The organism is Listeria grayi (assembly GCF_900638015.1).
Classification (GTDB): Bacteria; Bacillota; Bacilli; order Lactobacillales; family Listeriaceae; genus Listeria; species Listeria grayi.
Window position 1 is genome coordinate 2,127,471 of the sequence record NZ_LR134483.1, and the last position, 19,705, is coordinate 2,147,175.

General features: G+C 39.4%; 22 protein-coding genes. 7 read left to right on the top strand and 15 right to left on the bottom strand.

Annotated elements, in window-relative coordinates:
• Positions 1-18: 18 nt before the first annotated feature.
• The 3 genes from EL241_RS10425 to EL241_RS10435 are packed head-to-tail and all read right to left on the bottom strand — an operon-like array spanning position 19 to position 1,908.
• Positions 19-1,107 (bottom strand): DUF4097 family beta strand repeat-containing protein, encoded by a 1,089-nt coding sequence (locus tag EL241_RS10425; protein WP_170166161.1) that lies wholly within the window; start codon positions 1,105-1,107, stop codon positions 19-21.
• Complete coding sequence (locus tag EL241_RS10430; RefSeq protein ID WP_036104916.1) at positions 1,104-1,586, bottom strand: DUF1700 domain-containing protein; 483 nt, start codon at positions 1,584-1,586, stop codon at positions 1,104-1,106. Before EL241_RS10430 ends, EL241_RS10425 begins: the two co-directional genes overlap by 4 nt.
• Positions 1,579-1,908: a PadR family transcriptional regulator gene (locus tag EL241_RS10435; RefSeq protein WP_036104913.1), complete on the bottom strand. Its 330-nt coding sequence runs from the start codon at positions 1,906-1,908 to the stop codon at positions 1,579-1,581. Before EL241_RS10435 ends, EL241_RS10430 begins: the two co-directional genes overlap by 8 nt.
• Before the next feature lie 216 nt (positions 1,909-2,124).
• Here EL241_RS10435 and EL241_RS10440 point away from each other — a divergent pair, with 216 nt between their 5' ends.
• The 4 genes from EL241_RS10440 to EL241_RS10455 all read left to right on the top strand — a co-directional run bounded on the left by EL241_RS10440 (position 2,125) and on the right by EL241_RS10455 (position 4,928).
• Complete coding sequence (locus EL241_RS10440; RefSeq protein WP_036104911.1) at positions 2,125-2,898, top strand: YusW family protein; 774 nt, start codon at positions 2,125-2,127, stop codon at positions 2,896-2,898.
• A gap of 73 nt (positions 2,899-2,971) precedes the next feature.
• A complete protein-coding gene (locus EL241_RS10445; protein ID WP_126320565.1) occupies positions 2,972-3,505 on the top strand; it encodes a hypothetical protein in 534 nt (177 codons plus the stop codon).
• 12 nt (positions 3,506-3,517) lie between these two features.
• Positions 3,518-4,150, top strand: coding sequence for a DUF5105 domain-containing protein (locus EL241_RS10450; RefSeq protein WP_126320566.1), 633 nt, complete (start codon positions 3,518-3,520; stop codon positions 4,148-4,150).
• 25 nt (positions 4,151-4,175) lie between these two features.
• Positions 4,176-4,928 (top strand): carbonic anhydrase, encoded by a 753-nt coding sequence (locus EL241_RS10455; protein ID WP_126320567.1) that lies wholly within the window; start codon positions 4,176-4,178, stop codon positions 4,926-4,928.
• Positions 4,929-4,987: 59 nt separating this feature from the next.
• On the opposite strand, the gene EL241_RS10460 is transcribed toward EL241_RS10455, so the two are convergent.
• Positions 4,988-5,305, bottom strand: coding sequence for a nucleoside triphosphate pyrophosphohydrolase family protein (locus EL241_RS10460; RefSeq protein WP_036104900.1), 318 nt, complete (start codon positions 5,303-5,305; stop codon positions 4,988-4,990).
• 151 nt (positions 5,306-5,456) lie between these two features.
• On the opposite strand from EL241_RS10460, the gene EL241_RS13690 reads away from it, so the two are divergent.
• Positions 5,457-5,630: a hypothetical protein gene (locus tag EL241_RS13690; RefSeq protein ID WP_003754518.1), complete on the top strand. Its 174-nt coding sequence runs from the start codon at positions 5,457-5,459 to the stop codon at positions 5,628-5,630.
• Between the two features lie 47 nt (positions 5,631-5,677).
• On the opposite strand, the gene EL241_RS10465 is transcribed toward EL241_RS13690, so the two are convergent.
• From EL241_RS10465 to EL241_RS10480, 4 genes are all read right to left on the bottom strand, one after another.
• Positions 5,678-6,004 carry a thioredoxin family protein gene (locus EL241_RS10465; RefSeq protein ID WP_003754517.1) on the bottom strand — a complete coding sequence of 109 codons (327 nt, stop codon included), beginning with the start codon at positions 6,002-6,004 and terminating at the stop codon, positions 5,678-5,680.
• On the bottom strand, positions 6,001-6,435 hold the full coding sequence (locus tag EL241_RS10470; protein ID WP_003754515.1) for a flavodoxin: 435 nt from the start codon (positions 6,433-6,435) through the stop codon (positions 6,001-6,003). The genes EL241_RS10465 and EL241_RS10470 overlap by 4 nt, the downstream gene beginning before the upstream one ends.
• A complete protein-coding gene (locus tag EL241_RS10475) occupies positions 6,432-7,481 on the bottom strand; it encodes a ribonucleotide-diphosphate reductase subunit beta (RefSeq protein WP_003754513.1) in 1,050 nt (349 codons plus the stop codon). The genes EL241_RS10470 and EL241_RS10475 overlap by 4 nt, the downstream gene beginning before the upstream one ends.
• A gap of 90 nt (positions 7,482-7,571) precedes the next feature.
• Positions 7,572-9,848: a ribonucleoside-diphosphate reductase subunit alpha gene (locus EL241_RS10480; protein ID WP_036104894.1), complete on the bottom strand. Its 2,277-nt coding sequence runs from the start codon at positions 9,846-9,848 to the stop codon at positions 7,572-7,574.
• A gap of 453 nt (positions 9,849-10,301) precedes the next feature.
• Here EL241_RS10480 and EL241_RS10485 point away from each other — a divergent pair, with 453 nt between their 5' ends.
• Positions 10,302-11,849 carry a PA2928 family protein gene (locus EL241_RS10485; protein WP_126320568.1) on the top strand — a complete coding sequence of 516 codons (1,548 nt, stop codon included), beginning with the start codon at positions 10,302-10,304 and terminating at the stop codon, positions 11,847-11,849.
• Positions 11,850-11,863: 14 nt separating this feature from the next.
• On the opposite strand, the gene EL241_RS10490 is transcribed toward EL241_RS10485, so the two are convergent.
• The 4 genes from EL241_RS10490 to EL241_RS10505 form a co-directional block, all read right to left on the bottom strand.
• Positions 11,864-12,058, bottom strand: a complete 195-nt coding sequence (locus EL241_RS10490) for a CsbD family protein (RefSeq protein WP_036104890.1) — start codon at positions 12,056-12,058, stop codon at positions 11,864-11,866.
• Positions 12,059-12,147: 89 nt separating this feature from the next.
• Complete coding sequence (locus EL241_RS10495; protein WP_036104887.1) at positions 12,148-12,969, bottom strand: hypothetical protein; 822 nt, start codon at positions 12,967-12,969, stop codon at positions 12,148-12,150.
• Positions 12,970-12,988: 19 nt separating this feature from the next.
• Complete coding sequence (locus tag EL241_RS10500; RefSeq protein ID WP_126320569.1) at positions 12,989-14,245, bottom strand: hypothetical protein; 1,257 nt, start codon at positions 14,243-14,245, stop codon at positions 12,989-12,991.
• 175 nt (positions 14,246-14,420) lie between these two features.
• Positions 14,421-15,056, bottom strand: a complete 636-nt coding sequence (locus EL241_RS10505) for an MBL fold metallo-hydrolase (RefSeq protein ID WP_036104878.1) — start codon at positions 15,054-15,056, stop codon at positions 14,421-14,423.
• A 116-nt stretch (positions 15,057-15,172) separates the two neighbouring features.
• Between EL241_RS10505 and gloA the strand changes: the two genes are divergently transcribed.
• Positions 15,173-15,556 carry a lactoylglutathione lyase gene (gene gloA / locus EL241_RS10510; RefSeq protein WP_036104877.1) on the top strand — a complete coding sequence of 128 codons (384 nt, stop codon included), beginning with the start codon at positions 15,173-15,175 and terminating at the stop codon, positions 15,554-15,556.
• A gap of 380 nt (positions 15,557-15,936) precedes the next feature.
• Here the strand turns inward: gloA and pepF are convergent, their stop codons facing one another.
• From pepF to mecA, 3 genes are all read right to left on the bottom strand, one after another.
• Positions 15,937-17,745, bottom strand: coding sequence for an oligoendopeptidase F (gene pepF, locus EL241_RS10515; RefSeq protein ID WP_003754502.1), 1,809 nt, complete (start codon positions 17,743-17,745; stop codon positions 15,937-15,939).
• Positions 17,746-17,839: 94 nt separating this feature from the next.
• The gene (locus EL241_RS10520; protein ID WP_036104875.1) at positions 17,840-18,925 is read right to left on the bottom strand and encodes a competence protein CoiA family protein; all 1,086 of its coding nucleotides are present in this window, start codon (positions 18,923-18,925) and stop codon (positions 17,840-17,842) included.
• 113 nt (positions 18,926-19,038) lie between these two features.
• Entirely contained in the window at positions 19,039-19,689 is a 651-nt protein-coding gene (gene mecA / locus EL241_RS10525) for an adaptor protein MecA (protein WP_003754499.1), read from the bottom strand.
• Between the last annotated feature and the right edge of the window lie 16 nt (positions 19,690-19,705).

Consider the following 19,705-nt stretch of genomic DNA (forward strand, 5'->3'; position numbering starts at 1 on the left):
TCATCGCTGTTTTTGATTTTACTTATTTTTTTCTAAAACTTTTATTTCCCCATCCTTTGTTCGTAAATTTATGACAGGTTGCTTTGCATTTTTTGACCATAAAAGATCCGAAGCAATATGGCCGTGTGGCGCATGGATCTTTAATCTCGCTTGTTGATACACAGGATTTAGCGTCAACTTTATCAAACCAGACTCACTAGCGATATCCAACATTTTCCCTTTTTGGGACTGAGCGATAATCACATCTCCATTTTTGCTCCTGACAATTTGGCTACCTAAATTATCACGTAAAACACTCTTGCCATCGTTTGTATTTAATAAAAGTTTTCCTTGCAATCCTTCAATAATAGCGGTTCCCTTTATCGAATTGACAATTAATTTTCGTATATTTGACTCCGTGGCTACGATTTTTCCAGCCATATTGAATATTTCGCTCTTTTCACCGTGATGGCGATGGACCTGTGACATCCCGACTTGATTTTGCAGCGTCAGGTCTCCCGTTGAATCTTTGACGATCTGATTTCCCGTTTCGGAAGACAACATCGTAGTTCCATGCCACTCCGTTAAATCTACCTGTGCATTTTCTGCATCGATGCGTGTTGTCTGAAAAGCGCCTTTGTTCCCTTGGATATCTCCGCTTTCGATCTTCACATCCAGCTGTTCGCCTGTTACTTGATCGATACGGATGTTCCCTTTCTTTAGTTCCAGCGCTATTTTCGACAATTCGACTCCTTTCGGAAGTTGAACGATCACCTTTTGACTTGTATAAAGCGGTCGGTGCCACTTCTCCAGCCAGTGATGAGGTGTTCCGATGGTTAAAGAAAACTTGCCCGCATGCGGAACGATCCCTTTGACATCGGTTTTTTCTTTCGCTGATAAGTTACCAGATGCTGTAATCACGATTTGCTTCCCATCGCCTCTTTCAAGCTGCACCGTTACATTTTTCGAACTTTTCACAGTTAATTCTGTAAGTTCATGTTGCGATAGTTGCCAGCTTTTTTTATAATCCTTTCCTGTATCATAAAATTGCTGATTCCCGATACAAACCAATAAGCCGATAATACCTACTACTAGAAAAAGGCCACCGATCATATAATGCTTTTTCATAAAAAACGCCCTTTGCGAATGATGTATGTTTGCCATAGTTGTCTCACTCCTATTATGGAAAGATAAACGATCCCGATACTGATCAGCATTTCAAAGATTTGGAACAAAAGAATTTGCTTAAAGCTCCAGATATCGACCAAAAGAAAAAGAATGCTAGCCATGCCGCCTATTATAAGTAGACATGACAGCAGAAAACCAACCAAGAAAAGACTATTGATGACCACTCGCTTCCACCAGCCCTTTACGACTAGTCCCCGGTAAGCCTTTTTTTCAAGTGGGACCTCACTGTTCGCCTCTAAATACGCCTTTGCGACTTGCTCCGGTGTCCCAATTTCTTGTAGCACTTGATCCATGTTTTCTCCTTCATGGGCAGCACTTGCCAGATACTCCTTATAATATTGCAGGAGTTCTTCTTTTTCCTCTTTTGGTAATCCAGAAAAAGCTTTATCCAATTGCTTCAAAAACTGTTCTTTAGTCATGCTGATCTGCTTCCTCCTTTAGTCTTTGAAAACTTGCCACAAATTGTTCCCATTCCTCTAACATTTCTTCTAAATATACTCTGCCCGTATTGGTAATATGATAATACTTGCGTGAGGGACCGCTAGGCGACTCTTCTAAATAGGTCGCACAATACCCCTCTTTCACTAAACGTCTTAGCGACGGATATAATGCACCTTCTGTGATCGGTATATGTCGATTCACCTGCTGCGTCAAATCATACCCATATCGATCTTGTTTCTGCAATAAATATAAAACACAAATGTCTAAAACACCTTTTTTAAACTGAGCGGATGGACGCATTTCCATTCCTCCTACATTTAACTATTCACTTTTTTAGATTAGTAAAGAACACCCTTCAGTATAGCATTTCCAACATTCTTATACAATATCCAATCAACTACTATAAATAAAATATTAGAAAAGCATTGACATTATATGTAAATTATTTTATATTAAAGTCAGCTATTGTGAATAAAACAATACTATACATTCTATAACACAAAGGAGAAAAGAATCATGAACAAACTTATCACTATGACAGCAGCAACCGGATTAGCCTTGACCTTAGGTGTTTCAACACTCGCTCCTACAATTTCACACGCAGAAAGTAGAACTGGCAGCATTGTGCAAGAAGATGCTTACAAAACGATCAAAGCATTTAGCAAAACCGATTTGGAAAAACTCACTGGGACCCCTTTGACCATCCAAAATGTCAATAAAGCATATAAACGATTGCAACAAACCTCTACATGGACAGCAGCTGGATATGACAAAGCTAAAGCCCAGGTTATCGCAAATCGAGTAAGTGCCTATAACTACCAATTAAATGGAATCTTGCTGGACATCGCTAAACATACAGGTAAGGGATTAAAAGTTACCTATATCAATAGCAGCTGGTCTCCACAAGTAAACTTTGGCACATTTTCAAGTCACAATGATAACAACAATGATCACGGAAATGTTTCTCCATCTGAGGGGATTTTGCCTGTTAAAGAATTTGATATTGAGATCGAGTATAAACATCACGATATCGAGATCGAATATGAAAAGAAAGATAACGGACAAATCAAGGCAGAATTTGAAAATGAATTTACAGGACAAAAATTAAAAGGTAAGGCCGCACAACAGCTTATCGAAAAGCTTTTTGCAGATTTTGACTTCCATTCCAAAAACAAAGCACAAATCGTCGAATACACCTTAACACATTTGCAATTGGATCCTAACTTTAAGAAATTTGAATTCAAAGAAAAATTCCCTAACCAATCAAAATTCGAGTTCAAAATCAAATAATTTTACTCGCGAGTGACTCGATTTTGTCGAGTCACTTTCTTATGAAAGGAAAATGATCTGGGAGGATATCTACATGAACAAAAAAAATATAATCGGATTGCCTATTTTGATCACCATACTTCTTTTCACCCTATTGGCAGTTCCTGCTGAAGCTACGCCAATATCTTCAGTCAGCAAAGTACAACATGCGGCTATAGAAAAGAAAATTGAACGTATCAAAAAGAAAGTAACCACAAAAGTATTGAAGCAACGTATCAAAAAAAGAAAAGAAGCTAAGGCAAAAAAAGCAGCCTTGCGCACGGAAAAAGAATCTCAGACGCAGCCTGCTAAAAAGTCCTCGCAGAAGCAAACAGTCACACAAAAAAAGCAGCCGGTGAAAAAGTCTGCCCCCTCTGCACCTAAACAAACCCCTTCTGCCAAGGAAACTCCTCAGCAACATGCCTCACAAGATAAAACTGATGCAACAAGTGGTGCAAGTAAGAACGGCAGAGAAATTGGAGAACAGAATAAAGCTTACGGAAAAAAACTGAGTGATCCAAAACTTTCTCCTGAAAAACGCCAAAAAATCATTTCCCAAAAGAGGAAATATAATCAAAGCCATCATTAGGAGTGTGATAATATGAAAAAATATCTCTTTTTAATTGCATTAGGGGCCTTGCTAGTTGCTTTAGCAGGATGCAAACAGCCGGAAGAACCTGATAAAGCAGCAGAAGCACTTGTTGAAAGCTTCATCTATCAAGAACCAGCTCCTGAATTAAAAACCATTTTTGGAATGAATGACGAGCAGATCGAACAAGAAAACCAAAACATCTTTTTAAGTTCCATTCAGGAAAAGATCAAATATGAAAAGAAAGAAAAGCTTCTTCAACTTTATCAAAAAGCACAAACGCATCTAAAAAAAGTAACGACGTATAAAATTTCTGTAAAAGAGAGTAGTAACAAAGAAGCTACGGTCGCCATCACTGTCAAAGGCTTAGATATCAATCATGCAAAAGTTCAAAAGCGCATTGCCACTATCATGGATACAGCCCAAAATAAAGTTAAAGCCGATAGTTCTGATAAAGAGTTAGCCAAAATTATCGATCAAGCCAGCTTAAAATCTTTAGCAGCCGTCTATTTAGATAGCCCCGCTAAACAAAAACCAACTACGGTGACCTTGCATCTTCAGCAAGACCCAGACAACAAAGAAAGATGGAAAATCAAAAAAGAGAATGCTTTTTTTCAAGATCTATACGAAGCATTCGGCTTATAAATCAACCAAATCATAGGAGGACATCATGAAAAAACTATTAACTACCAGCAGTATGGTGCTGTTAAGTGCACTATTATTGGCTGGCTGTACTTCCAATAACACGACACATGAGCAGCCAAGTAAGAAAAGCGAACCAAAAAAGGAAACCTCGCACTTCACATATACAGATCAAAAGGGCTGGAAATTCGAAGCAGGAGATTCCCAATCGCCTGTTGATATCGTTCCTGCTAAAACAGAAATGATGAAAGATCCCGGAAAACTGAAATTAGATTACGATTCTTCCATTCTGGATGAAGTAGACAATGGACATAGTATCCAAGTAATCGACAAAGGAAGAGCCACTATCGATGGCCGTCAATTTGAATTAGAACAGCTTCATTTCCATGCAAAAAGTGAACACACATTGGCGGGAAAACATTTTCCAATTGAAGCCCATTTTGTGCATCAAGCTCAAGATGGTCGTATAGCTGTCATTGCGATATTCCTTGAAGCAGGAAAAGAAAATCAAGCTTTCCAGACGATTTTAACTAACTTGCAAACAAAGAAAAAAAATAAAGATCTACCTCTTGAACAGCTTTTACCTACTAATCGATCATATTACCATTACTTAGGATCATTAACTACCCCGCCATTATCTGAAAATGTAGAGTGGTATGTGATGCAACATCCTGTTTCTATTTCTAGTGCTCAAATCAAAGCATTTGAGAAGCATTATAAGGGTAATAATCGAAAAACGCAGCCGCTTCATGGTCGCAAAATCTTGGAACACCATGAATAAAAAAACCGTGTGCCCTTGTTCTTTTCAGAACGAAGGCACACGGTTTTCTTGTGATCAGATCAATCGATTTTTAATTTACTTCTATCTTGCACAAACCCATTCGGGTAACGACGCTTTAGCTTTTCGATATTTTCGCTTGCGACTTGCTCCATTGGGATATCCGCCCACTTCGCGATCTGTGAGATATACCACAATACATCGCCTAATTCTTTGGTTAAATTTGCTTTGTCTAATGTGTGGCCATGGAAAGCATACTTTTTGATCAATTCGGCTACTTCCCCTGCTTCGCCACTGATTCCTAATCCATAATTCGTAAGGGCCTGCTCATGGATTTGAGCTGTTCGACTTGCTAACGTTTGATATTCTTCAAAATTCACTATCATTGCCTCCCTTTTCCACTTTCCACTATAACAAACAAACGATTCACAAAAAAGCCTTGTTTTTTCTCTTTTTTTCTGCTTGAAATCCTTAATATTTTTCCGGATTTGCTTTATAATAGAGAGGAGCTTAGTGGAAAGGAGCTATCATATGAAATTATTTGGTTGGATCCTCGGCCTGATTGGGATCATTGCTTTCTTTGTTTCCTTCAGCATTACCGGGATCAGCGGATTTATCGTTTGCATCGTTTCCATTATTATATTTATCTTTGGAATCCTGTTTGCTATTCGTTCTAAAAAAAGACGTAGAAGAAGCTATTACTAAAAAAGAAACCACTTGGGAGCATCATGTCTACCAAGCGGTTTTTTATTTTAAGCGTTTTGCTCTAATGCTTCTTCGATTTTAGTTGGCGGAATAAAACCGTTCAAACGAGTTACTTCTTTGCCGCCTCTGTATAATACAAGTGTCGGTGTTTGACGAACATCTTGATCAAAGAAAAAGTTTTCACCGACTTCTTCTAATTTCACTTTCAATACTTTGACTTTCTCAGCCATACTTGAATTTTTGAATTCATTGAAAGACAAGTCCAACATTTTGCAATTTGGGCAATCGTCTTTCCAAAAATCTACATATACAAGTTCTTCACTATTCATATGTGTTTCAAATTCTTCTAATGATTTGATTTCAATACTTGTCATTTGCTTGCACCCCTTAATCTTAAAATATCATCCACCCATGCTTGGATCGTTGCCTCATCCTCGGCTGTGTGCGGCATTTGCTCGATTTTCAGCGTTGGATATTGGCTGTTAAAATATTTCGCCAACCGATCCACAGCTCCGCAATAATAATCCATTCCCCATTGGGTTTCGCCTGTTCCAAAAATAGCAACATGCTCCGGCTTCGTGCCTAGCTCGGCGATGAAATCCTTCATGTCAGCTGGCGTCCTGCCGTAATCGACCGTCCATGCCCCCAATACATAGAGATCATACGTTTCCTGGAGCGGATATACCTGCCCCGGTGAAACACGAAATGCGGTCACTTCATGTTGCTTTGCTAACGCTTCTTTGACCCGATCGGCTACCATTTTTGTATTCCCACTCAAAGAATCATACGCTAACAATATTCTCATAGATCGTCAAATCCATTATCCATGTTTGTCTTTTTATAACTTGAATTGCGCATTTCAAAGAAATCAGTTTTTGTTTCGGTAAAGTTATCTGCATAAGCTTTGATCCAAGTCATGGTGTTTTCGCTATGCCCTGGATATAATTCTGGGATTCCCAGCATGCCAAGCATCTTATTGGCACGATATTTGACGTAATCGACCATTTCTTCTACATCGATACCCTCGATACCTTCCATTACTTCTTCCGACCAGATCGTTTCCAATTCGACCGCGTGTCTGAAAGCATCATGTGTATAAGCCACTAATTCATCTGTTTGCAATTCAGGGTTTTCGCCTAAGATCGCCCGGATCACTTCAGAAATGAATTTCGAATGCGCCAATTCATCACGGTTGATAAAGCTGATGATTTTACCTGTTCCTGTCATTTTGTTTTGGCGAACTAAGTTATAGAAATAAGCAAAACCGCTGTAGAAGTTGATTCCTTCCAAAATAGAAGACTGGATCAATGATTTAACCAACGTTTCGCCAGTTTTATGTTCTAAAAAGTCATCATAGGCGTCCATGATCGGCTGATTTCGTTTGATGATCGTCGGATGAGTCCGCGCCAATTCAAAGATCCGATTTTGATTTTGCAAGTTGGTGATCGAAGCTAAAACATAAGAATAGCTTTCATTGTGGATCACTTCTTGTTGCGCGATGATCGCTGCATTCGCATGTACCGCCGGATCCGTCACATATTCCGCAACATTATAGATAAAACGCGTTTGCGGGGAATCAAGTGTCGCAAGTAAACCAATGATCGCATCATACGCATAGCGTTCTTCTTCCGATAACTCCGGATATTGTTTCGCATCGCCCTTCATATCTACTTCATCTGGAATCCAGTAATTGGTAGAAAGTTCTTTATACGCACGATAGAAACTTGGATATGGAATATCGTTCCAATTCAAAATGCCGCTTGTTACGCCATTGATGATTGCTGTGGAACGATTTGGGTTAAGCGGTTCTAAAATCTTGATACGGTGTAGTTCTTCCTTTTGGTCAGCCATTTGGGCACAACCTCCTTCTTTAAATATGTAAGGGAACTGCTACAATCGCTTGCAGCAGTTCGCTTGATGTTTATTTGTGATTGCAGCGGATCAGCTAGAACACCATTCACATTCTTCTACGTCAATATCATTGGAACGGACATAGTAAGTTGTTTTAAGGCCTTCGCGCCATGCTGTCATGTGCAGTTCAAGAAGTTTGCTTGCTTTGATACCACTTGGCACGTACAAGTTGAAGCTCAAAGATTGGTCAACGTGACGTTGACGGCGCGCATTTTGACGAACACTTGCAAACTGATCGACTTTATAAGCACCTTTTTCATAGTACGGATAGGTATTCAAAGATAGATCTGGTGCAATAACTGGACGGCGATAGTCTTTTTTCTCTTCATAGTAAAAAGCGTTATAGATCGGATCGATCGAAGCCGTTGAACCTGCGATCTGTGCCGTACTCATATTTGGTGCAACTGCCATCAAGTAAGCATTACGCATACCGGATGCTGCAACTTTATCTGCCAACTCTTTCCATGCTTCTGTGCTATAATCACGGCGTTCAAAGTATTCTCCTGTTTCCCAGTCGCTGCCTTTGAACACTTTATAAGCACCTTTTTCTTGTGCTAATTTATTACTTGCTTGAATCGCAAGATAGTTGATTTTTTCATATAATTCGTCTGCATATTTTTCTGCTTCTTCTGAATCCCAAGCAATGTTTTTCAGGGCAAGTAGATGATGCCAGCCGAATGTGCCAAGACCAATCGAACGATATTTTTTATTTGTGATCGTGGCTTGTGGAACAGGAAGTTCATTCAAGTCGATAACGTTGTCAAGCATTCTTACTTCTACATCGATCAAACGACTAAGTGTGCTTTCATCCTCAGCTAATACCGCACGTCCTAAGTTAATAGAAGAAAGATTACATACGACAAAATCGCCTGCTTTTTTCGTGATGACGATTTGATCGCCGGAAATGATCTCGTGGATAACACGTGTTGCACTCATGTTTTGCATAATTTCCGTACATAGATTACTGGAATAGATGCGTCCTTCATGCTTATTCGGATTCATGCGGTTGACTTCATCGCGGTAGAACATGAATGGATTACCTGTTTCCAGTTGGCTAAGCATGATGCGTTTTGCGATATCAATCGCTTTGACGATCTTTTTACTGATCGTTTCGTCGGCAACTAATTCGTCATATTTTTCACGGAAAGTACCTTCACCTTTTTTCTCATCGTAAAAGTCTTGCAGATACCAGCCTTTTTTATCGTGTACTTCATGTGGATCGAATAGATACCATTCGCCACGGCGTTCTACGGCTTCCATGAATACGTCCGGGATACATACAGCAGTAAATACATCATGTGCACGCAGACGTTGGTCCCCGTTGTTCAAACGAAGATCTAGGAAAGCTTCGATGTCTTTATGGAAAACATCCAAATAAACAGAGATCGCACCTTTCCGTTGACCAAGCTGATCTACACTAACAGCCGTATTGTTAAGTTGTTTGATCCACGGGATCACACCGCCGCTCGCACCTTTTACGCCGCGGATCGCTGCACCAGTGGAACGAACGTACCCAAGGTAAGCACCCACACCGCCACCATGTTTGGAAACACGAGCAACATCCGTATTACTGTCATAGATCCCTTGCAAGCTGTCATCTACAGTATCGATAAAGCAGCTAGAAAGTTGTCCTCCGACTTTCCCTGCATTAGCAAGTGTTGGTGTCGCTACTGTCATATAAAGATTGCTAAGCGCCCAATATGCTTCTTTAACAAGCTCCATTCGTTTTTCTTTTCCTTCGTTTTGCATCAAGTACAAGGCGATCGTCAGCCAACGTTCTTGCGGCAATTCGTAAACATTGCGTTCGGAGTCGGTCGCTAAATAACGCGTTGCTAATAGATAAAGACCATTATAAGTAAATAATTTATCTTTTTCAGGATCGATCAGTTTTCCTGCTTCGATCAGTTCTTCTTTGGAATAATTTTTTAGGATGTTGCCGGAATAGATTCCGCGTTCTCCTAAGCTTTCTTGTAGGCCGATGTAAGAACCATATTTATCGTCATCATTATAAAAGCGGTTTTTGCTTGCCTTTTTATATAATTTATTTAAATATAAACGCGCTGCAAAGTGTTCCCATTCAGGAATATGGATATCTGTACGTGCTTCCGCTTCACGGATAAGATAATCTACTAAATCATCTGCTGCATAATCTTCTTTCTTCTCAATAAAGTTGAAGATTTTACGTTTATAGTCCTCAATCTCTAATTTAGGAAATTCCTCATGCACTTTGTTTAAATAACGATCCAGTCTTGTATGATCGAATTCCAATTTTCTGTTACCACCGTCTTTTACAATATACGTTGCCATCTATGCTTCCCATCTCCTTTGCATTTCTGATTGCCGCTGACCACTGGTTGCGGTCGTCAGCCCTGAAATAAAAATTTAATAAAAAATCGTCATTTTCCCCTTGACAAATCTTTATTTATATTCTAGCGTTTTCGCTATTCCATACTATATATAGTATAACTTTTTAATTGTGAAATCAAGATGTTGTGCTTGTGAAGTAATAGAGAATCCTCTTTAAAAGTAGTATTCACAACGTTTTAAGCCTTAGAAAAAAATTTTCGCACTTAAATGTGCGACTTTTAACACGTAGAAGCGAAGATTATTACCTACAACTTATAGTGGCCTTTTCGTGTTCCCTTCCTATATTTAGATTTAAAAAACTATCAAATAATTTCTAATCGTTTATTTTCACAAGCGATTTGGAACTATATTTTTAAGCGATTATTTGGTAAATTAATAGAAGGGAGGGATTTTATGGATTTTACATTATGGCAAAAAATCACTTTTGCGCTTTCTTATAATGAAAGCATTGGGCACAACATTATGCTAACACTTATTTATGCAATTGCAGCTGCGGCTATTTTCATCTTCTTTTTATTATTGATAAAATCACTAACGCATCGTTCTGAGCGACCCAAAACAGCAAGAAAAGGCATAGGTATAGGTTCCGTCATAGGAATGGCTGCGATTTTATTCTGGGGTGTTATTTTTCCAGTCGGCTTATTTTTGATTTTGACTGTGACATTACAATCCGTCAGCAGCGCCAAGGTGATCGGCGATGGTGTATATTTCACCTATAATAAAGAGCCTGCTGTAGCCGTACTAACGGATGAATATAAAGCAAATGGGACTGACAGAGGCATCACTTATGGCTCTTCTAAAATTTACGCCACAGCGATACTCCCGAAATCCGGAAAGACGATCTGGAAAGTCAAACTAGACCGTACCACATCGCAAAGCCCTAAAATCTTCCATTCCAAAGATACATATATTTGGTTATTTGATGGTTCTAAATTAACAGCGATCGACAAAAAGACCGGCGCGATCAAACTAACACAGAAAGCGCTGGAGAAAAAAGCGCCTGAATTGTCCGGGAAGTTCCCAACATCATCGGACAACTACACGAGCCGTGGTAACAAGATCATCTTTAAGGGACTCGACGGCGATATCTATCAATTCGATACTGTGACCAAGCGCGGCAAGCACTTAGCTGGGAAAGTAGCAAGTGATTACTTTTCAGATAAGTCATCACCAATAGAAACAGATCTAACACTTACCAGCCCAATCATCACCATGTCGCCAGCAAAACCAGACTATGCGGTCTTCTTATCGGCCTCCGACATCAAAAAGATCGAATCTGGAGCTACAGATATGAGAATTGCACAAAACACAGAAGAGCGGCGTGATCTATACCTTACGACGTTACACCAAAAAGATAAAATCTCTGTCGCAGATCGACAAAAACTTGATACACCGGGATTCATTAACGGCCACTTTCTGCTACAGCGGGGAAATGAGAAAAATGCCTATCAATTCCAATTACCGCCGGCTTTTCAAAAATACCGCAAAAAGCCTTCGCTACCAGATACCAGCCACTATACAGACGCAGCTACTTATAACCGCGACTATACAACCGCCTACGACAAGCAATCTGAATATTTAACACAAAAGAGCAACTACGATTCATTTTTCAATCAATTTCGACCAAATAACAAACCACCGAAAGCACCATTACTCGCAGATAATCAATTATTTATTATCCATGCCAAAACGATCGAGGGAAATAGCGGCTTGCTGATCAGTTCTTTTGATACCAAAAAAAGAACCGTCCACTGGACGGTCCCGCTCGGCGACGTTACGATCAGCGACTATAAGCAGATCGATGACTCTCTGATTTTATTCATAGGTGCAGGAAATCCCGAAAACACCGTTACTATCAATATCCATACTGGCAAAGCAATCGGTTATAATTTCCACTACAACCGCAGCTACGACGTCAAAAAAAATGATGACACTAATTAAGTGCCATCATTTTTTTATTTATCTTTATCAGAAAGATCTTTTTTAGCGTCGCCGACTTTATCTTCTACAGAACCTTTTGCTTTTTGAGCTTTACCTTCTGCTTGTTTGCTTTTATCATTGCTCACCTTACCAAAAGAATCTTTAGCTTCACCAGCGACTTTGTCTTTGAGGCCTTTTGCCTTATCTTTAAATCCTTTATCTTCACTCATCATGTATCTCCTCCTACTATTATTGTTAGATAGTATGAAGATTTCTATCTCCATAGTAGTGTTTTCCACTTGTAGAGAAAATAAAACATTTATTTCGCATAGGCATTTTCAAAGCTTTTTCTAATCGCTTCTGGCGAATTTGGAAAAACAATAATCAGTTTCGCTGGATTGCTAGGCAGATAAATCACATTGATGACGTTTCCCGGTTGGACATAGCTCCATGCCTCTTGAGGTACCTCTTTACGGACCGTCACCGTCTCTTCTCGCCCAGCTGTTGTAGTCAACGTCAATTCTATTTCCACAGGGATACGATCCTGCTGCATGCTTCCCAGTGGCACTAAATTATTTACCGTCGCATAACTCTCACTGCCATTCTTCTTGATCTCGACCGATTCAGCAGTAAACAAACCATGCTTGATGCCCCATTCTTCATAAAGGCTCTGCAGCTTCTCAGGATCAATCACTTCACTTGTCAATGCTACACGATCACGATCATCGATTTTGATTGGCAGTGGTGAATTGATACTCAAACTTCCCATATCAGTAAGCGGTATGATCGGCTTGATCGTTGTTTCAAATTCCGTACCATCTTGCTTAATGACAGCAAGTTTGATAGCAACTTGAGGATTGTTATTGATATAGGTCCCGGTTTGACGGATTTCCTGCGTAATGCCAAGTCCAAGCTCCCCATTTTTCATCTTCTCTCCCCGCAAGCCGCTCAAGCTGGTAAACACACCTAAGATCGAGCTGATCACTGTAATAGCGATCCCACCATAAAGCAGAATGTTACTAAGACTGTCATCCGTGATCCCTCCATTAATCGTTTCATTCACTTGGATGAATTTCATTATGGATCCACCGATGATCATTAATACCCCGATTACTCTTGCTACTCGTAAAAATATACGCATTGTTTTTCCTCCTTTGCTTTTACTTCAACAGCTGAATCGTTTTTTTATACATTTCTGCTGCTTTTTTATATTGCCGTAGCTCCTCATAACAGATCCCCATCTGTTCGTAAAGTACCAATAACCGTTCTTTTTGAAACTGTTTCTCAAAATATTCGGTGACTTTTAAAAGCAATGGCAGCACTTCTTCGATTTTCTTTTGTTCAAACAACAGCTGACTTTCATAAAAAGACAGCGCTTGAACTTGATCTTCATTTTTCTCCATTTCTTCCAAATGCTTGACTTCTTTTGCTAATGCGGCAAAATCCTGCTGCAAAAGAAATAGATCGCATCTATAGATAGCAAGCAAGGCATAAAGCTGAGCAGGTGTATCGCTGTTTTGCTCCAACCACTCCCGCAAATGCTCCACTTCCTCCAATGCTTTTTTATACTGCTGAATGCGAATCTGCATCACGATCCGGTTATTATAGATCATCATCAAATAATCTTCTTTTCCTGATGAAAGATATGTTAAATTGCTCTCCGCTTTTGCCAAATAATAAAAGGCTTCTGCTGTTAGACCAATTTGGAACGTGAAGCCGCTGTATAAGAGATAAAGTCCAGCTAAATGATGCAGCACATTCTCTTGCATCACTCGCTGTTCCGTCGTTTGAAAAACTTTTTTCAGCCTGTCATAAGCCTTGATATGTAACAATACTTCCATTTCGATTTTTTGCAGCGTAAGCCAGATCTCTAGTTCGTCTTCTTGAAGCAGTGACAAAATTTTCATAACATATTTGTCCGCTTCTTCAAACTGGTGGAGCGAACGGTACGTTTGGACTTTATAATAATAAAAAGCTTTCTGCAGCGGCACCGGCAAGCTCTCGATCCTACCATCTTCAAAATAACGAATATAAAAGTTCAAATAATCCTCGTGCAACTTTTGATAGCCTGCTTGATCATTTTGCGATTGATAATAACAAGCATTTGCTAATTGGATCGTGAGTTCGAGTACTAGGGCGTTCGCTTTTCCCTCCCGCGGCAGATAATCGCCGGTAATCACTTGATTGATATACTGATTGGCTGTCTGTAAGATTTGATGAGAGCTGTCCGATGTCTGCAAAAGGTACTCTGCTGCCACGTCCAATCTCTTTCCAAACTCGCCAGCAAGATCATCCGCCAATAAATAACGTTCAGCCAAGAGGTTAGATAAATGTGGCAATGTCAAAAGTCCGTCCGCCAATTGCTTGCGATTGATCCCTTTCTTTTCCATCAAATACTGAAACCGTGCTTTTAACATGTTTCCGCCTCCTTTCCTTTAGTGTTTGGCTTACCACTTAATTTTAGCATATCCTTTGCACAAAAAAAGAGATTTCAGCAGATGCAATAGTTTTTCTATCAACTATAGCTCGTTTGAAATCCCCACCATAAATTTTGTTTATTTTGCTAATCCCGGCAAAACTTTAGCTGGTTTTCTAGTTTCCATTTGCTTGAAAATATGGATTAGTTTCCTTCTCATAACCAATTGTCGTACTGTCACGATGTCCAGGATACACCTTAAATGCATCCGGCAATGTAAATAAATGTTTTTTGATTCCAGCAATCAGCGTTTCATGATCCCCTGTATAAAGATCACTTCTACCCACACTGCCTTTAAAAAGCGCATCTCCAGAAATGACAAAATCAGCAAAAATATAGCTGACACTCCCAATCGAATGACCCGGTGTCGGCACAACTCTGAAACGGAAACCCTCTATATCATATTCCTTCATTTCTAATTCGTATTCAGCCGGTTCACAGATCACAGGATGATTCGCATAGGCCGAAAAAGCAGCGGATCCGTTAAATTCAGGATTAGCCAACCATTCTTGTTCTAATGGACTGACATATACGGGAATCTCGTATGTATTTCTTACTTCCTCTAGCGCTCCGATGTGATCAAAATGACAATGCGTAAGTAAAATTGCCACTGGTTCTACAGCAAGCTCCTTGATTTTCGCAATGATCAATTCTGCCTCCGCGCCCGGATCTACAATGAGCGCTTTCTTATCTTGATGGATGATATAGCAATTCTCCTCGATCAATCCAGTCACGATTCTATCTACAATCATATTTACACGCACCCTTCTGCTTCTTATTATAGCGAATTTCCAAATGATTAAACAATTAGTTTGTTTTCACTCTCCAATTATATTAAAATATGAAAAGGAATAAGGAGGAATGAAAAATGACTGCAAAAATGCTACATACGTGTATTCGCGTAAAAGACTTAGACAAATCGATGGATTTTTACGAAAATGCATTAGGACTGAAAGAAACGAGACGAAAAGACTTCCCAGACGCAAAATTCACACTCGTTTACCTTGCTTTTGAAGAAGGCGGCTTTGAATTAGAACTGACCTACAACTACGACCAAGAAGAAGCATATGAAATTGGAAACGGATATGGTCACATGGCGATCGGCGTCCCAGATCTAAAAGCGATCCATAAAGAACACGAAGAAGCCGGCTATACCGTTACCTCGCTAAAAGGCTTGCCAGGCAACGAACCAAACTACTATTTTATTACCGATCCAGACGGCTATAAAACAGAAGTTATCCAAAATAAATAAAAAGACATTGAAAAAAGCTGCATCCATAAGGATACAGCTTTTTTCAGCGCAATCAAAAGGAGAAATTTCACAAACAAATAAAGGGGGTATTTGAATGTGATTCATTTCACGCTAATAATATACCATATTTATTTGTGTAATTCAACACTTCACAAAGATTTTTTTGATTTCTTTTTTTGAGGTGTACTCGTTAAGCAATATCCGTTGGCAATACAACTGTTTTATGAAAAAATATAATTTGTGATACAATTCTCTAACTGCTTCTCCCCGCCCATAATTCTGTAATATTCTAACATTATATTTGGTGAATACAGAAATATGCTCCCAAAAAAGAGAGCCCCTAAAGCAGGTGCTCTCTTCTTATTATTTTTTTGAAATCATTATTTATTCACAAGCGTTTCTAATTCCGTTAATCTTTTCTCAAAAACTACTAGCGCATCATCGACTGGTTTTGAGGTCGTCATATCTACACCCGCTTTTTTAAGCACATCGATTGGAAAATCAGAATTACCAGCCTTCAGATAAGCAATATAATCATCCACAGCTGATTGTCCTTCGTCTAAGATTTTTTGACTTAAAGCAGAAGCTGCCGAAAAACCTGTCGCATATTGGAAAACGTAATAATTCATATAGAAATGAGGAATTCTTGACCATTCATAGCCAATTTCCTTATCATAATGCATTACTTCTGTTCCGTAAAATTTCTTATTGATGTCCGCATATGTTTCAGTAAGATAATCGGCAGTGAGCGCTTCCCCGCCTTGATCAGCTTGATGGATCTTATGCTCGAATTCAGCAAATTGTGATTGGCGGAAAACAGTTCCTTTAAAACCATCTAGATAATGATTCAACAAATACGCACGAATCTTCGGATCATCGTATTTCTTCAATAGATAATCTGTTAGCAAGTTTTCATTTGTTGTGGAGGCTACTTCTGCTAAGAAAATCGAATAATCTCCGTAGATGAACGGCTGATTATTACGTGTATAGTAGCTATGCACACTATGCCCTAATTCGTGAGCCAACGTAAAGACATTGTCAATATTGTCTTGCCAGTTCAGCAAAATGTAAGGACTTGTACTGTATGCACCAGAAGAGTAGGCACCGCTTCGTTTCCCTTTGTTTTCTGTGACATCGATCCATCTGCTGTCGAATGCTTCTTTTAAGATTGCTTGATATTCCTCGCCAAGCGGTTTTAATCCTTCCAGCACAACCTCTTTCGCTTCTTCATACGTAAAGTTCAAATCAACATCATTCGATAATGGTGTATAAAGATCATACATCCGCAGGTCTTCAATTCCTAACAACTGTTGACGCAGTTTTACGTAGCGATGAAGCAGTGGCAAATTATTATTGACAGATTCTAATAACGAGTCATATACTTCTTCAGGAATATGGTTCCCAGACAAAGCTGCTTCCCGGGCAGATTTATATCCGCGGACACGAGCATAGAAATTCGATTTCTTTACTTGTCCGGATAATGTAGACGCTAGGGTATTTTTCAAGCCTTCATAAACTTGATAAACGCCTTTAAATGCGGCTTCACGAACAGAACGATCTTTGCTTTCCAATAATTTACCATAACGACCATGTGTGATCTCCACTGATTCGCCATCTTCATTTTTGATTGTTGGGAACTTGATGTCAGCATTGTTGAGTGTATTAAAGGTATCCGAAGAACTCCCAAGAACTTCCCCTGCACTTGCTAAAAGTGCTTCTTCTTTTTCACTCAAAATATAGGGACGGCTGATTGAAAGTTCGTCCAATAAATGTTCGTATAAGCGCAAATCAGCATTTTCTTCCAAAAAGCCTGCTAATTTTGCTTCATCAATCGAGAGAATCTCCGGATCAAAATAAGATACCGCAGCCATCAGTTGAGAAATCAGACTCCCAGCTCTGCTATGTAGACTTTGGTATGTCGGATTTGCTGTATCTTGGTCCATTTTCAAATGGGCATATACATATAGATTACTAGCCTTATCAAACAACGTATCGCGGAAACGAAGCGCCGCTAGTAAGGTTTCGCTACTCTCCCCCAGTTTACCCTGATATTGGCCACTTTCTGTCACTAACTGCTGGATCTCTTTAAAAGCAGATTCCCACTCTTCATCTGACTTATAAATGGTAGTCAGATCCCACGTCAAATGCTCTGGTACCTCTTGTCTTAATGGTAATGTCTGTTCACTCATGAAAAAACCTCCAAACGCGTTATAGTAGTAGTCCAACGACTCTTATTTTATTATGAAGTAAAAATGCGAATAATGCAAAAATGCAGACCTTCACTTAATAAGAAAATGAACGCAAGACATGGTAGCTTTCTTTCTCAGCGTTTTGGATATATTTTTTACGTGTCAAATAGTTCAGATAAGCAGTGCCGAGATCGAGGTAAGTATCTTCTTGGATCATTGGCAAGCGAATCGGATGCACGATCTGTTTGAATGCGTGCAAGTATGCTTTCGTAGTAAATGTGTCACCTTCCCGCAGAGATTGAAAAAAAGTATGCCAGAGAAAAAACTGCCATTCTAATGCCGGTTCCTGAACCAATGCTTGGCAATGCGTGATAATACCGATATAGGAGGGAAGATTTTGAAGACAGTAGCCGTTTTGATAGAGAAACTGCATGAATGGACGGCGATTATCAAAGCGTGTATACATATAGATACGTTTTTGGCGAACAGCTTCTATTCCTTCATCAGCATAAAAAGCCGGTTGCCGAATCCTGCGCAGACAGCTGAAAATATCTGTCAAAGCTATTCCCTTTGAAAAGATGAGCTGCCGGTAGCGAAACTTTGTTTGCTTAAATGTACTTGCCAGATGATAAAAAATCTGCCACTCCTCGCTATGCGGATCAAAACGAAATAAAAACAGACCGAGCCGCGGATGGTATCGTAAAAAGTTTTTTCCGAATGCAGTCAAATAAAGGTATGTCTTATTCCGTTCTAATGGTTTGCCGTACAGCCAATAAACCTTTAGCTTCTGGCTCTGATAATCTGTTGTTCGTTGTAAAAAGTCTCTTGTCGAAATGGAGGAACATTGATATTCAAAAACGATATTCTTATTTATAAGCAAATCGGCTTGGCGATTGATATTGGGAAGATAAACTTCCAGCTCAGTAGAGCACCTTTGCAGACGAAAGTATGTCGCAAGTCTGTATTTACCTTCTCGATGCAGCAGAGATTCGCCAGAAAGGAAGCATGAATTCGCATGGGCAGGATGTGCAAAGTGAGGCAGTTTCGTTTTACCAACTTTGATAAGTAACTTGCTTTGACAACTTGGACAGTAAAGAATTTTCTTTTCCTGTTTTAAACGAGTCGCATTCCCTGTGGTGATCCAAGTAACTGTACCGGATTCGTCTAAAGCTGAAAACATATCTACTCCTCCTTTTACTTTCTTATTCGCCAGCTACACGTCAATTCCTTAAGGAAAGGCAAAAAAATAAAAATAGCCCGAAATGATCTTATTCGATCACTTCGAGCTACTTTTTAGAAATATTTTCTTACTTCAGCGAGTGCATTTTTGGTAAAAATCGGTTTTGCATACTCTTCCAAGAAATAGCCGGTTAAATCAGACTCATTCCCATATTCAAGCAAGATGCTTACCGTGTTATCGATATTGCTTTCATTGAATTTATTTTCTGGGAATTCAGCATGCAGATAGTACTTGTCGTTATGATGATAGAGTTTAGCTTGTAGTTCCTTTAAGCCTGTCGCATGCGACATCGTGATCACATCTTCAAAGTCGCGAAACTCAAGTACCAATTCTAACGTATCGGCATCATCTGCTGCTTCTTTGCGATTTGGATTGAAGTTTTCCTCGAGTAATTTTTCGATTTTTTCCTCTGCCAATTCATCATCATTCGATAAAGTAATATCAATCGTTCCATCATTTTTGCCAATTGTAGCTTTCGTTACCAGTACCTCTAAACCATGTTTTAAGGCTTGGACTTGAATCCACAATGGACCTTCTGGAGTAAATTCTTCTTCATATTTCAATTCTTCCATCATATCCCAGAAAAGCTCTTCGCTTTTCTCACGGTCATACCAGAAATCTTCTTGTTTGAAACCGCGTTCCTCTAAATCGATGTAAGAGATATAGAATTTGATCGTATTCTCATTGATTCTTTCAATTTCCATCGTTATTCGCTCCCTT

What these genes read in the sequence shown, in the direction of transcription:
- EL241_RS10470 (WP_003754515.1), bottom strand. Translation starts at nt 6,435, where the DNA reads ATGAGAATATTGTTAGCGTATGATTCTTTGAGTGGGAATACAAAAATG.
- EL241_RS10495 (WP_036104887.1), bottom strand. Translation starts at nt 12,969, where the DNA reads ATGCGTATATTTTTACGAGTAGCAAGAGTAATCGGGGTATTAATGATC.
- EL241_RS10430 (WP_036104916.1), bottom strand. Translation starts at nt 1,586, where the DNA reads ATGACTAAAGAACAGTTTTTGAAGCAATTGGATAAAGCTTTTTCTGGA.
- EL241_RS10505 (WP_036104878.1), bottom strand. Translation starts at nt 15,056, where the DNA reads ATGATTGTAGATAGAATCGTGACTGGATTGATCGAGGAGAATTGCTAT.
- EL241_RS10440 (WP_036104911.1), top strand. Translation starts at nt 2,125, where the DNA reads ATGAACAAACTTATCACTATGACAGCAGCAACCGGATTAGCCTTGACC.
- EL241_RS13690 (WP_003754518.1), top strand. Translation starts at nt 5,457, where the DNA reads ATGAAATTATTTGGTTGGATCCTCGGCCTGATTGGGATCATTGCTTTC.
- EL241_RS10490 (WP_036104890.1), bottom strand. Translation starts at nt 12,058, where the DNA reads ATGAGTGAAGATAAAGGATTTAAAGATAAGGCAAAAGGCCTCAAAGAC.
- EL241_RS10445 (WP_126320565.1), top strand. Translation starts at nt 2,972, where the DNA reads ATGAACAAAAAAAATATAATCGGATTGCCTATTTTGATCACCATACTT.
- mecA (WP_003754499.1), bottom strand. Translation starts at nt 19,689, where the DNA reads ATGGAAATTGAAAGAATCAATGAGAATACGATCAAATTCTATATCTCT.
- gloA (WP_036104877.1), top strand. Translation starts at nt 15,173, where the DNA reads ATGACTGCAAAAATGCTACATACGTGTATTCGCGTAAAAGACTTAGAC.
- EL241_RS10520 (WP_036104875.1), bottom strand. Translation starts at nt 18,925, where the DNA reads ATGTTTTCAGCTTTAGACGAATCCGGTACAGTTACTTGGATCACCACA.
- EL241_RS10425 (WP_170166161.1), bottom strand. Translation starts at nt 1,107, where the DNA reads ATGAAAAAGCATTATATGATCGGTGGCCTTTTTCTAGTAGTAGGTATT.
- EL241_RS10480 (WP_036104894.1), bottom strand. Translation starts at nt 9,848, where the DNA reads ATGGCAACGTATATTGTAAAAGACGGTGGTAACAGAAAATTGGAATTC.
- EL241_RS10465 (WP_003754517.1), bottom strand. Translation starts at nt 6,004, where the DNA reads ATGACAAGTATTGAAATCAAATCATTAGAAGAATTTGAAACACATATG.
- EL241_RS10455 (WP_126320567.1), top strand. Translation starts at nt 4,176, where the DNA reads ATGAAAAAACTATTAACTACCAGCAGTATGGTGCTGTTAAGTGCACTA.
- pepF (WP_003754502.1), bottom strand. Translation starts at nt 17,745, where the DNA reads ATGAGTGAACAGACATTACCATTAAGACAAGAGGTACCAGAGCATTTG.
- EL241_RS10450 (WP_126320566.1), top strand. Translation starts at nt 3,518, where the DNA reads ATGAAAAAATATCTCTTTTTAATTGCATTAGGGGCCTTGCTAGTTGCT.
- EL241_RS10475 (WP_003754513.1), bottom strand. Translation starts at nt 7,481, where the DNA reads ATGGCTGACCAAAAGGAAGAACTACACCGTATCAAGATTTTAGAACCG.
- EL241_RS10435 (WP_036104913.1), bottom strand. Translation starts at nt 1,908, where the DNA reads ATGCGTCCATCCGCTCAGTTTAAAAAAGGTGTTTTAGACATTTGTGTT.
- EL241_RS10485 (WP_126320568.1), top strand. Translation starts at nt 10,302, where the DNA reads ATGGATTTTACATTATGGCAAAAAATCACTTTTGCGCTTTCTTATAAT.
- EL241_RS10500 (WP_126320569.1), bottom strand. Translation starts at nt 14,245, where the DNA reads ATGTTAAAAGCACGGTTTCAGTATTTGATGGAAAAGAAAGGGATCAAT.